The following is a 12,411-nucleotide window of genomic DNA, read 5'->3' as shown; positions in this document are numbered from 1 at the left end:
GGGGGTTACAAACCTTCCCCTGAACAGGTTTTCCGCAACCCCCTTGGTAGCGCGCACAAGTAAATCAGACCCCCAGGACCGTGCCGATCCTGGCAAGCCCCTTCACCTTTCGATCGGCATCAGCACCCTTCCTGGTCCAGTGACGCCGCTTCGCAGCAGGTCATCACAACAACCCCATGTGAAGATCCTTCGGAACCAAGCTGGAGTAGTGTCACCGCCGCCATGAGCCATCCCTCCTCGTGGCAGTGGAGACGCCCAGATTCATCCCCTACTGAGCGTCAAACAAAAGCCCCTGCGCACCACTTGGTACGCGGGGGCTTTTCCATGTCTTCTCTTCCTGGTTTCAATCGTTGGAATATTCCAAATTCTGCGTGCTCGCGGCCCGCTTCCAAGCCGACGAGATCCTCGCCGACCACGTCCGCAACACCGTCGAGAAGCTGCTGGACCGCTCCACGCTCCTCGCCGAACGGGTCGAAAGCGGACAGACCGCCGTGGTCGGCCTGTGCTACTCGCTGGCCGACGGCCGGGCGCACGTGGCCGCGGCTCACGGCGGAAACGTCCCCGTCGGCACCACGACCTGACCGCGTGGACCGTCAGGACCCACCACAATGCCTGAGGGCATCGCATCGCACGGTGTGGCCGCCGGCCCCCGGTCGACCGGGGACTCGCGGCTGATCGAGCTCGCGCAGGACCCCCGCCTAGGCGGTCTTCGAATCGGGGAGGGCCACCACGCGTGCGCCTCGGCCAAACATGGGATCGTTGCAACCTCGCGAGTGTTGCGACAATCCCTAGCGTGCGCTGGTAAGGGCGTGAGCGAGCTGGTCCACGGTGGGTGCGCCGGTGAAGCCGTTCGGTATCGCATAAACCCGGCAGGTCAGACCGTAGATCTGACCTGCGGACGGGAATTCGTCGTGGCCGTTGATGCGGATCGCAGGCGACCCAGGAAAGCACAGGGCCTGGGCCTGTTGATGCGTCTCGACAGTGCGTAGACAGATCTCGACGTCGCGGTGGCCTACGGTCTCGAGAGCCTGGCTGAGTCGTTCCTGGGCCCGGGGCCAGTTCGGACAGCCCGCGAAGTAGAGCAGTTCGACGTCCACGACTCCATGGTGGACCGAACTTCGGGTGTTTCCCGTAGCCAGAAGAGACGCCGGCTGGGGCGTCGCAGACCAGCGACTCTTCGCGACCGACTGTGGCACTTCTCGTGGATACATCACTGCTGGTCAGGCCGCCGCGCATGCGGCGGCGAACGCGCGCCGCTGGCGGCATGACAAAGCCACTCGACGTGGTTCGCTTGTTGAGTAGCTTCACTTGCTATGTGTCGCCGGTGTTGGTGCGGGAGTTCCCACTCGGCACCAGCACCGGTCTTTACCCGGCCAGAGGCAGCACCTTCGAGAAGCCCCGTTCGGGCACCACCCATTTTGCCGGAGTGCGCCTTCCGCCGCAGGTATGAACGGAGCGTGCCCCTCCCGACGTTGTGCCACATTACGGGTGTAGTTTGGTTGCGGGTCGATTGAGCGTGATCTCCCGGCATTTGATTCCCTCCGCCCAAGGGCGCCGGGGGCACCAGAGGGAATGGGCCCCGCGTCCCGCAGGCAGACGCGGGGCCCATTCTTTCGCCCTGGTCGTGTCACGGAACGAGCGGGTAGCCGGACGACTGCGCGAGTAGCGGCGGGCCAAGTGGCATGAGGCCGGCGACCCTGATCTCGAACGGGGTATGGGTATCGGGTCGGAGAGTCCCGCTGCACGGGCCCCTCGCGGCTCGGTTGGCGAAAGGCCCCCTTCTATACGAGCGTGCGCCAAGACCAGGACACCAGCACTATCCCGTTCGACGCGCTCAATCGCCACCCCGGACAGATGCGGCAACAATACGTCTAACCAGTCATGATCCCACCCGAACCAGGATCATAAACTCGGAAAGGCCCCGCCCGGGTCAACCATGTTGATCATTCAACCAGCTCCAGAGCCGAAAACCCGACACTCCCACGGAGGGCTGTGAAGCTCTGGGCGGCTGAGGACGCGTGGGACACCTTAGACACGAACTCGTCGCACTGGTCCACCGAATCCCTCGGTGCAGGCCAGTGCGATGAGTTCGTCACACGGTCCCGCTGAGATCGTCCAGTTGTTGGGGCTCTAGTGGGTTGGTCGGGTGCTTGTGGGTTGCGTGCGCTGTGTTCACCAGAGTTGTTGGGTTGCCAGTTCTGCGCCGGCGGTGAGGGTTTCGAGTTTGGCCCAGGCGATGTCGGCTGCGACGGGGTGGAAGGTGGCGAAGGTGGAGAGGCCGCAGTCGGTGCCGGCGATGACTCGTTGTTTTCCGACGAGGTTGGCGTAGCGGATAATGCGTTGGGCGACGAGTTCGGGGTGTTCGATGTAGTTCGTGCAGGTGTCGATCACGCCGGGGATGATGCTTTTGTCGTCGGGCAGCGTGGTTGTTTCGAATACGCGCCACTCGTGTGCGTGTCGGGGGTTGGCGGCTTCGAAGACGAGGGCGCCGACGTTGGCTTGCAGGACGATGTCGATGATGTCGGCCAGGGCGACGTCGTGGTGGTGCGGGCCGGCGTAGTTGCCCCAGCAGAGGTGGAGTCTGACTTGCTGCGGGTCGACGGTGCGCAGGGCGTGGTTGAGGGCTTCGACGTGGATGGCGATGCGGTTGCGGAAGCCTTCGAGGTCGAGGTGTGTGTATTGGGCGTGTCGGCCCATGGCGAGGTCGGGCGCGTCGATCTGGACGGTCAGGCCTGCGCGGGTGATGGCCTGGTATTCCTCAGCCATGGCGTCGGCCAGGGCGTAGAGGTATTCGTCGTGGGTGTTGTAGTGCTGGTTGTCGAGGAACAGGGAGATGACGCCGGGTGAGGCTGCGGGGATTACGCCGCCGGTGATGTTGGTGTTGTTGAGGGCGTCGTTGAGGTTGGTCACATCGGTTTGCAGTTCGTCGTGGCCGATGTATTTGATCGGGCCGGTGCAGGCGGGCATTCCGGTGACCAGCCCGTCGAGGGCGGTCTCGGCCAGTCCGGGGTAGTCATCGAGGTCGGCGAGTGAGAGTGCGGCGGCTTCGCCGTCGAAGCCGGAGAGGCGTTCCTTGACGTAGGTGGAGTAGCCGATCTTGCTCATTTCGCCGTCGCTGGCGATGTCCACGCCGACGTTGTGTTGGCGGGCGACGATGTCGAAGACCGCCTGTCTGACGAGGCCGGGCAGTTGAGTGGTCTCGGTGTCGTTGAGGCCCTGGGTTTCGCGGCGGCTGATGATGGCTGCGAGTTCGTCGGGCCGGGGCAAGCTACCGGTGTGGGTGGTGAGGATCCGGTCGTTGCTGCGGTGCATGGTGTTTCTCCTTCTACTGGTGGCCGGAGGCTGACGCTGTGGTTGGTGCTGAGTCTGGAGATGTGGGGTGGCTGGGTGTGGCCAGGACTGCCAGGGCTGCTGCCGCGTTGATCACGAGGAACAGGGCGAGGGTGGGCAGCGGGCTGCCGGTTGCGGTGGTCATCGCTGCTGCGGCTAGCGGGCCGAAGCTGGAGATGGTGCTGCCGAGCTGGTAGGTGGCGGAGAGGGCGGAGTAGCGGGTTTCTGCGGGGAACCGTTCGGCGAGGAAGGCGGCGAGGGTTCCGTAGACCGCTCCGTGCCCGAGGCTCATGGCGAGCACGTAAGTGCCCACGGTGACAAGCTCGTTTCCGTCGGGGAGCCAGAACAGGCCCGGGAAGATCGCGGTGGCCGCCAGTGCGTAGCCGGTGATGAGTACGCGTCGGCGTCCTATGCGATCGGAGAGGTATCCGGCGAGGGGAACGGTGCCGCATTGCAGTGCTGCGGCGATCATCAGTCCGGTGAGGACGGTGGTGTCGTCGACGCCGGTTTTGGTGGTGCTGTTGAGCAAGTAGACCGTGAAGATGGTGACGGTGATGCCGTGTCCGAGTGCGGCGACGGTTCCGGTCAGCATCACGCGTGGATTGGCGCGGATGGCCTGCAGGAGTGGGATGGATGCGGTGTTTCCGGTTGTCTTTACCTGTTGGAATGCGGGGGTTTCGGTGAGACCGAGGCGCACGATGAGTCCGACGGCGATCAGGAGGAGCGAGGCCAGGAATGGTATGCGCCAGCCCCATGTCAGGAACGCGTCCCGGGGCAGCCAGGAGGCGGCGCCGAAGGCGAGGGTTCCGGCGAGGAAGCCTGCTGGGAAGCCGGTTTGGGGCCAGCTCGTGAACCAGCCGCGGCGGTGGGCAGGTGCATTTTCGGCGGCGAGCAGGATCGCGCCGCCCCATTCTCCGCCGATCCCGATGCCTTGCAGCACTCGGAGAGTGACCAGCAAGACGGGCGCCCAGATGCCGATCTGGTCGTGGGTGGGCAGCAGGCCGATCGCGGTGGTGGCCAGGCCCATGGTCATCAGTGTGGTCACGAGCATGGCTTTGCGGCCCAGGCGGTCGCCGAAATGACCGATGATCAGGCCGCCGAGGGGGCGGGCCACGAATCCAGCTGCGTAGGTGGCGAAGGCCGCCAGAGTTTCGGCGGCCGGTGATTGGCTGGGGAAGAACAGTGGGCCGAGGACGAGTGCTGCGGCCGTCGAGTAGAGGTAGAAGTCGTACCATTCGATGGCTGTGCCCACGGCGCTGGCCCACAGCACACGACGGATGTTGCGGCGGTTTTCCTGCGGTGGCTGGCCTGGTGGTCGTGGTTCGACGCTCACGGTGTCTTCTCCCCACTCGTTGTGAGAACGTCAATGAGCTCTGTAAGTCCGTGGATCACGTGATCGGCTCCGGCACGGGCGAGAGCTGGTGCGGGGCGGTAGCCGCCCGCGAAGCCGACTGCGACGGCACCGGCGCGACGCGCTGCTTGAACGTCGTGTTCGGTGTCGCCGACGTAGAACACGCGGCGTTTTCGGCGGTGTGCGGTGAAGTGGCGCAGCACGATCGACTTGTCGCCGACACCACCGCAGACGATCTCGAGGTGTTCGGACAGCTGCAGCCGTGCCAGGTCGGACAGGACGAGCTCGGTGCTTGCCGCGCTGACGACACCGACGAGGCTCCCGTGTTGCATCAGGAAGTCCAGCAGTCCCTGCGCCCCGTGCTGCAGTGGCGCAGGTGAGGCGAGCATGAACTCGTTCCACTGGTTGGTTGCCGAGGCGACCTGTCTCTCGTTCACGCCGAGTTCGCGAAACAGCTGTTCTAACGGCAACGTGAACCGCGCGGCGAACTCACGCACGCCCGGCGCCGGCAGCCGCCTGCTGCGTAGCACCGCTGCCGCGGCGAGTGCGGCGCGTTCGATGTCGTCGACCACGGTGCCGTTCCAGTCGAACAACACGACCGGCGCCTCTCGGCCGCTAGCTGCGGAAATCCCTGTCATGGCCAGTGACGGTAGGAGCGTGTTGAAAATCCGAACCGTCTCGGAGGTGAACGACGGAGTAAATATTCTCTACAGCGGTGAAGCTCGCTATGTAACTTCTTTTCACCGTGCTTACGGTGCGGGCATGCAGGTCAGCGGATTCGTTCTCGACGCCTCCACTGAGGCCGGTCTTGCCGATGTCGTCGTCACAGACGGGCGTCAGTGGGCCAGAACCAACCAGGATGGACACTTCACCCTCCCCTCATCGCCCGCGCGACACGTCTGGGTGCGTGTGCCGCGCGGCTGGGACACCGAACAATGGTGGAGCAGCCGCGCCCCGGAACTGACATTCCGATTACACCAGGAAGAACAGCCGTCGCTGCCGATGAGCTTCGCGCACCTCACCGACACCCATGTGTCCACCTTGACCGGCGATCCGTCCGACGCCGTCGAACTCGCGGTACGCCATGGCGACGGCACCGACACCACCGCAGCTCTTGACCACGCACTTCAGCGAGCGGCAGACAGCGGCGCCGACTTCGCCGTGATCACCGGCGATCTCACCGACCACGGGACCGCAGCCGAGTTCGACCACGTCCACACCGCCATTGCCCGCGCGCCTCTACCGGTCTATGTCCTTCCCGGCAACCACGATCACTACGGGCACCGTCATGAACCGCGCGACACCGATTCACCCCTGGGCGGTGGGTTTCTGGGCGATGCCACGGTGGAGCGCTACGAAGAAGAGCTCGGGCCGCGGTGGTGGTCGCGCACCATCGCCGGCATGCACGTGATCGCGCTGGACTGGTTCAGCGCCTGGTGCGGGATCGACGATCAACTCCAGCGGGAATTCCTCGCCGCCGACCTCGCGCGCGTCGAGCCCCACACTCCGGTACTGGTGCTCACACACGACCAGCTGCCGACCTCATGGCTGCAGCACCTGCACACATCCGCCCAGCACCTGCGACTGATCGGTGTGCTGTCAGGCCACTGGCACGCACCGAAAGTCGTCATCGACGAGGGGTGCGCGCACGTCAGCACCGGACCAGCAGGGTTCGGCGGCCTGGACTGGTCACCTCCGCAGCTGCGCCTGCTCGACTGGGACGGCACCAGCCTGACCCCGCACACCCCCACCCCGGTGACCAACCAGAGCTCGAATCCTGTGGTGCCACCACCGGCCGATGGTCGGCATCAGAGCTTGGCTGTGGGAAGCGGGCAGCATCTCGGTCGCATCACCTGCGCCAAGAACCGATGGATCATGCCCAGCTATGACGACACCACACAGCGCAATTACCTGTCCGCAATCGATGTCGACGGAACCCTGCACTGGCGCCACAGCCTCGGCACCACACCGCTGACCGGCCTCACCAGCAACGACGACCAGATCATCGCGGCCAGCGTCTCCGGCCTGCTCACCTGCCTCTCCCCCGACGGTACGGTGCTGTGGACCTACCAACTCGGCAGCCACCTCCACAACCGCCTGCACAACGCACCCATCACCACCGACAACGGCGTGGTCGTGGCGGGCAACCTAGCCGACCTGGCGGCCCTGTCCATCAGCACAGGCGAACCCCTCTGGCACCGGGACAACCTCGGGCCTGTGGACACGCTGCTGACCTACGGAAACGGAACCGCCACCGACGACACCGTGATCCTGCCCTTCGGTGGCCCGTACAGGGGCATGACCTCACTCGAGATCGCCACCGGAACCGTGCGCTGGGCCGACGACAGCGGCACACCTCTCCCGCTCAGCGACGTCGTGCCGGTCGGCCCCGGCGATGCCCTGCTCGTGCGCAGTGGACCCACGATCGAGCGCCTCCACCTGGACACCGGCGAAATCCGCTGGCGCACACCGCTGCAGGGCCGGTTCTCCACCGCCGCACCTCACCACAACGGGCACACCATCACCCTCGTCTCCGGCGACGGGATCATGCACCGGCTCGATATCGACACCGGCACCATCAGCGCGCGCACGACGATCCCGGCAACGCGATCAGCGCATGGCCCCTATCGCACCACCGGAACCGGCGCACCGACTGCACCGGTGCACTGCGCTCGAGGGCTGGTCATCGTGCTCATCGACGGCTCGGTCTGGCACCTCCCAGAACACGGCCAGCCCACCATGCTCACTGACCTCAACAGCACGGTGACCACGCAGCCCGCCGTGCTCGGCGACCGCCTCGCCATCCTCGACACCCGCGGCACTGTGCACATCGTGTCCCTGTGACCTGGAGATCCCATGACCAGCCTTGCCCACGACACCGCTCCCACCCGCGGAGCGGTGACCACCCACATCCGGGCACAACTGCCTGACCTCACCCCCAGCGGACGACGCATCGCCGAGGCCGTTCTGGACAACCCCCACGGCATCGTCCACCTCACCGTCACCGATCTCGCCGACCACACCAACACCTCGGTCGCCACTGTCGTGCGGTTCTGCCAAGACATCGGGCTGCGCGGCTTCCAGGACCTCAAAATCCGCCTCGCCAGCGAATCCGCACCACCGGCCCAAGGCATCTACGACGATGTCACCGGCAACGACACTCCACCGGTCGTGCTCAACAAGGTCATCCACAGCACCGCCCGAGCCATCACCGAAGCGGCCAGCACACTCGACAGCGACGCTTTCACCCACGCCGTCGAGCGCCTCAGCACCGCGCGCCGAGTGCTCTTCGCCGCGGTCGGCACCTCCTCACCGCTGGCCCAGGACGCCGCCTACCGGTTCCGCACCATCGGCATGCACACCGAAGCCCCCACCGACACCCATGTCCAGCACGTCACCGCCGGCCTGCTCGATGCCGGCGACGTGTGCCTGACCATCAGCCACACCGGCCAAACACAGGAAACACTGGCCACCACCACCGCAGCGAAGAACGCCGGCGCCAGCGTCATCGCGATCACCAGCTTCTACCGCTCTCCCTTGACCAAACTCGCCGACCTCGCCCTTGTGGCCGGCTCACGCGAAACCAACTTCCGCATCGAAGCCACAACCAGCCGTTTGCTGCACACCACTGTGCTCGACGCACTCCACGTCGCCTACACCCTCACCAATCCCGAACGCGCAGCACACGTCCAACAGCGAAGCGCCGACATCATCACCGAACACCGCATCTGAACGCGCTACCAGCGCTGAGCAGATGACGCAAACGGCGATTTTTCAAATGGTGAACACACGGTTAATGTCACTCAACGAGAGCATTGATGAACTCTTTCTCGTGCGGCTAGAGTCGACCAAGTCGCGGTCAGCCCGGGGGCGGATCCAGTACCCGCGATCCGATTGGATCATTGCGTTCAGCTCTACTGCAAAGACGCAGTCATGTTCATGCTGATGCTGGTTCCGCGGGCCGTCGACGCTGGATGAACTCATCATCAACCCGCGAGGTGTAATTTCGTGGACGATTTAGATGAAATGCTGTCTCAGCAACAGCAGTACTACCGTGAGCGGGCGCGTGATTACGACGCATGGATCAATAACTACCTGCTTCCAGCGGAGAAGAAGTTCGAGGAACTGGTCAACTCCTCCCCACTCACCGGGGACATCCTCGAAATGGCGTGCGGGAGTGGGTACTGGACCGAGCGGATCAGCCGGGTTGCCCACCATGTGACCGCACTCGACGGATCGCAGGAAATGCTCGACATCGTCGACGGGCGACAGCTGCCCAACGTCAGCACGGCGCAGGCGGATCTGTTTAACTGGAATCCACCCACCCAGTGGGACGGGATCTTTTTCGCGAACTGGCTCGCGCATGTCCCCGACGCACGCTTCGAACAGTTCTGGAGAACCGTCTCAGCAGCTCTGCTGCCGACGGGCACGGTCGTGATCATGGATGTCGCACCCGCCGAGAAGTTTATCGAAGAAGAGGTCGTGGACGACTCCTCGTTGCCAATTGCCCGGCGACGACTCAAGGATGGACGCAGGTTCGACATCGTCAAGAAGTACTGGGAACCCGAGGAATTGCTCGACCGAATCAGCCCACTTGGGTTCACCGGCAAGGCCACGCCTGTGGGCCAGGAAGCCGGCCGCGGATTTGTTTGGTACGAACTGGAGAAGCGCAATGAGTTCTAGCCTCCGGAACTACAACCCGCAACGCACCTACGACTCGGCGGCCCGCGACTACGACCGCACCTCGGTGGATTTCTGGCGCTTCAGCGCCGACCGGACGGTCGACAAGGTCGCATTGACTGCCGGCGATCACGTCCTCGATGTCGCCTGCGGCCCGGGCCCGGTGGCCCTGGCAGCCGCCGAGCAGGTCGGACCGACAGGACACGTCGTCGGTCTCGACATCTCCGAAGAGATGCTCTCCCTTGCTCGCGCACACGCCGCAGAGGCTGATCTGACCAACATCGAGTTTCATCAGCAGAGCATGGACGACCCACTCTGCGCCGAATACTCGAAAGACGCGGCCACGTGCGTATTCGGAATCTTCTTCGCCGAAGACGTCGGGCACACCGCGAGCCTCATGTGGTCCGCCCTCAAACCAGGCGGCCGACTCGCGATCACCACACTCGGCCGGAAGTTCTTCTCCCCCATGTACGAAGCCTTCATCACCGCGGCCCTCCGCGAGAATCCCAGTCTCGAAACGGACGTCCCATGGGAAAACACCGCGGACCCCGAACGGCTGCACCAAATGCTGACCGAGGCAGGGATACCAGGTGTCCGGGTGGAGCACGAAGTCGCCCCACTGCGACTCCGGCACCCGGATGACTGGTGGCGGATCGTCATGGGAACCGGCATCAAACGCCTCACCATGGACCTCGACGGCCCCGCGCTCGCACGCGTCCACGCAGCCAACATCGAGTTCATCAAACAACAAGGAATCGACACGCTAGAGCTCGGAGTCAACTACGCAACTGCCATCAAGCAGTAGCAAATCCGCAGTGTTCATGTCGCCGAATTCTGCACCAAGGAGCAATGAGCCGACGTCTAACACACACGAGAATCGACACCAACTCCGAAGCCACCGATACCGAACTGTGAGTCTTTGCCTAGACCTCGGCCGGAAGTAACAGGTGGCAGTGGCGATCTTGGAGAAGCGTGCGAGGAGGGTCGGGATGCCCGGCCCTCCTCGCACGCAACCAGCGAAAGGGCGATGCCAGTGCCGCAGCACGCCGCGCGCTGCCGACGTTGTCCTGCCTTCCCGCCGTTGGTTGCTAAGTCCGGGAAGCTAGACCAGTTGGTAGTTCGCGTCACTTTTGCCCATCGTTGATCATCCCCAACAAGATCAGGCTGTCATGCACACTGGTGACCGCGCCGGAGCCCAGCCACCGACAGATTCTCCTCAGGCACTCCTGGAACGAGCACCAACGCCTCCCAGGGTGCATGAGCGCCTCCGGCCCAGAGGTGCGTTGCTATGGTCTTCCCGCAGTCACGCACGTGGGCACAAGACCTCTCAGTGAGCGTGGCGCGTGCCAGGATGCCTACCCTGTCGGTGTGCCACGGCTCTCGGAGTACTACCACGATCCCCATGCTCCCCTGGCCAACTCGCTCGCTCCCACTTCGTTCGCGGTCGTACGAAACGCTCAAGGCCGGGTGTTGCTGGTGCAACGCATCGACACCCGCAACTGGGAGCTACCGGGCGGGAAGGTCAACTTCGGGGAATCGGCACTGGACACCGTCGTACGCGAGGTGAACGAGGAAGCCGGCATCCTCATCACCGTGACCGGGCTCGCAGGCATCTACACCGACCCGGGACACGTCATGGCGTACTCCAATGGCGAGGTCCGCCAGCAGTTCGCCATGTGCTTCCACGCCACACCGCTGCGAGGTGATCCGCGCCCGGACCACGAAGAAACGATCAATGCCGAGTGGGTGGAACCCGGTGCTCTCGACACGCTCCCGATCCACCCGAGCATGCAACTACGCCTGTCACAGGCGATGAAACGCCCCGAGCAGGTGCACCTGATCTGAACACCGCCACGACACACACGGCGGCGCATTCACTTGGGACGGGTTACTCCGAGTTGCCGGAACGCTGCGCGACCGCGGCACCGACTCCGATCGCCGCCGCCACCGGCCACTCGATCACTGACAGCGCAGCCAACGCTCCCAGGCCACCGTAGTAGACCATCATCGTGCGGGATGGGAGATAACCCCGAACACTATCGGCGGCGCCAGCAAGATCATCCCGTGTGGGGACGTAGTGATCAGGACGATGGAACTCGGCCGTTACACCGGGCAGCTCCACCGTCGTCGCCTCAACACGGGAAGACGTCCGCCCTGCGCCCGCTGGCTTCCGCTGCTTCGTAGCCATGGCTCCTCCCCTCGGGCAAACCACGTGCCTCATGGTCAGCCATGCATGACCCCGAACTCATTCGAACCGGACAATTCGAACAGCACAATCTTACCCCTGGCCAACGAGCGCACTCCCCGCGCGAGGCCGTGGCATACGGCGCGTGGAACCTCCGTTCGCCCCCCACTCCGCTCGGCATGACGTGGGCCGACGGTCACACGCGCTGCGACACCACCGGTCGATCACGGTTCGTTTGACGCTGATGGTCTTCCCGCTTACCCGGCCTGAGGAGAAGATCTTGCCGTTGCAGATCACCAACGCCCAGCCGTCGTCTTTGGCCTGCCGGCGAGATTCGTGCAGGTCAGGGTGCTGGTCGGCGAGTACGTCGGTGACCTCGTCGAGGTAACGGTAGGCGGTCGCGCGGGAGATCCCGTGATCACGTGCGAGTCTGGCGATAGCGGTGTTGTCCCGGAACCAACGCAATCCCAGCACTGCCTGACCGAACGGGCTCAGTGCCCGGCGGCCTGTCCGGGTGCCCAGCTCGCGGCGATGGGTGGCCAGCAGTCTGGCGAGATACAGGGCGAGATCACGAGGAACATCGAGGATGGCACGATAGGTGATCACGTGGGGGCCTTACCTGGCGAAGATCATCTTTGGTCGGAGTTCTCCTACCAGAAGCCCCACGTCCCACTCCATCAGACAGGCCCTCTGCCACCTTCACCGATCACGCCACGGCGGCGACCCCGCCAGGCGCCTTACTGAGATTGATGATAGCGGGGGCTGGTGGATCAGTCTCAGATTCTCGATCTTGTACGGGCCGGCGACGCCGCGTTGTTGACGTTTCCAGCAGACCCTCCCGATGCGCAGCTTGCCGGTCCTGCGC

General features: G+C 64.3%; 11 protein-coding genes. 6 read left to right on the top strand and 5 right to left on the bottom strand.

Going from position 1 to position 12,411, the window contains the following annotated elements:
* Nucleotides 1-350 precede the first annotated feature (350 nt).
* Nucleotides 351-581 carry a hypothetical protein gene (locus KBO27_RS22630; protein ID WP_210971890.1) on the top strand — a complete coding sequence of 77 codons (231 nt, stop codon included), beginning with the start codon at nt 351-353 and terminating at the stop codon, nt 579-581.
* A gap of 207 nt (nt 582-788) precedes the next feature.
* Here KBO27_RS22630 and KBO27_RS22625 read toward each other — a convergent pair whose 3' ends face one another.
* The 4 genes from KBO27_RS22625 to KBO27_RS22610 form a co-directional block, all read right to left on the bottom strand.
* Complete coding sequence (locus KBO27_RS22625; RefSeq protein ID WP_210971889.1) at nt 789-1,097, bottom strand: DF family (seleno)protein; 309 nt, start codon at nt 1,095-1,097, stop codon at nt 789-791.
* Nucleotides 1,098-2,172: 1,075 nt separating this feature from the next.
* Entirely contained in the window at nt 2,173-3,312 is a 1,140-nt protein-coding gene (locus KBO27_RS22620) for a cobalamin-independent methionine synthase II family protein (protein WP_210971888.1), read from the bottom strand.
* Between the two features lie 13 nt (nt 3,313-3,325).
* The gene (locus KBO27_RS22615; RefSeq protein ID WP_307870553.1) at nt 3,326-4,663 is read right to left on the bottom strand and encodes an MFS transporter; all 1,338 of its coding nucleotides are present in this window, start codon (nt 4,661-4,663) and stop codon (nt 3,326-3,328) included.
* Nucleotides 4,660-5,277, bottom strand: coding sequence for an HAD family hydrolase (locus tag KBO27_RS22610; RefSeq protein ID WP_210971887.1), 618 nt, complete (start codon nt 5,275-5,277; stop codon nt 4,660-4,662). Before KBO27_RS22610 ends, KBO27_RS22615 begins: the two co-directional genes overlap by 4 nt.
* 61 nt (nt 5,278-5,338) lie before the next feature.
* Between KBO27_RS22610 and KBO27_RS22605 the strand changes: the two genes are divergently transcribed.
* From KBO27_RS22605 to KBO27_RS22585, 5 genes are all read left to right on the top strand, one after another.
* Entirely contained in the window at nt 5,339-7,525 is a 2,187-nt protein-coding gene (locus KBO27_RS22605; RefSeq protein WP_210971886.1) for an outer membrane protein assembly factor BamB family protein, read from the top strand.
* 12 nt (nt 7,526-7,537) lie between these two features.
* On the top strand, nt 7,538-8,413 hold the full coding sequence (locus tag KBO27_RS22600) for a MurR/RpiR family transcriptional regulator (RefSeq protein WP_210971885.1): 876 nt from the start codon (nt 7,538-7,540) through the stop codon (nt 8,411-8,413).
* Between the two features lie 276 nt (nt 8,414-8,689).
* Nucleotides 8,690-9,364 carry a class I SAM-dependent methyltransferase gene (locus KBO27_RS22595; protein ID WP_210971884.1) on the top strand — a complete coding sequence of 225 codons (675 nt, stop codon included), beginning with the start codon at nt 8,690-8,692 and terminating at the stop codon, nt 9,362-9,364.
* On the top strand, nt 9,354-10,166 hold the full coding sequence (locus tag KBO27_RS22590; RefSeq protein ID WP_210971883.1) for a class I SAM-dependent methyltransferase: 813 nt from the start codon (nt 9,354-9,356) through the stop codon (nt 10,164-10,166). The genes KBO27_RS22595 and KBO27_RS22590 overlap by 11 nt, the downstream gene beginning before the upstream one ends.
* Before the next feature lie 452 nt (nt 10,167-10,618).
* On the top strand, nt 10,619-11,206 hold the full coding sequence (locus KBO27_RS22585) for an NUDIX domain-containing protein (RefSeq protein ID WP_246537806.1): 588 nt from the start codon (nt 10,619-10,621) through the stop codon (nt 11,204-11,206).
* 433 nt (nt 11,207-11,639) lie between these two features.
* Here KBO27_RS22585 and KBO27_RS22575 read toward each other — a convergent pair whose 3' ends face one another.
* Nucleotides 11,640-12,152: a helix-turn-helix domain-containing protein gene (locus tag KBO27_RS22575; RefSeq protein WP_210971880.1), complete on the bottom strand. Its 513-nt coding sequence runs from the start codon at nt 12,150-12,152 to the stop codon at nt 11,640-11,642.
* Nucleotides 12,153-12,411: the final 259 nt, after the last annotated feature.

Origin of the sequence: Saccharopolyspora endophytica (assembly GCF_018070075.1) — a bacterium.
Lineage (GTDB): Bacteria > Actinomycetota > Actinomycetes > Mycobacteriales > Pseudonocardiaceae > Saccharopolyspora > Saccharopolyspora endophytica.
This window is presented reverse-complemented; position numbering and strand designations above follow the sequence as displayed.

Bases quoted from the DNA above. Each gene is read 5' to 3' on its own strand.
- KBO27_RS22620 (WP_210971888.1), bottom strand. From the start codon at position 3,312: ATGCACCGCAGCAACGACCGGATCCTCACCACCCACACCGGTAGCTTG.
- KBO27_RS22600 (WP_210971885.1), top strand. From the start codon at position 7,538: ATGACCAGCCTTGCCCACGACACCGCTCCCACCCGCGGAGCGGTGACC.
- KBO27_RS22590 (WP_210971883.1), top strand. From the start codon at position 9,354: ATGAGTTCTAGCCTCCGGAACTACAACCCGCAACGCACCTACGACTCG.
- KBO27_RS22585 (WP_246537806.1), top strand. From the start codon at position 10,619: ATGAGCGCCTCCGGCCCAGAGGTGCGTTGCTATGGTCTTCCCGCAGTC.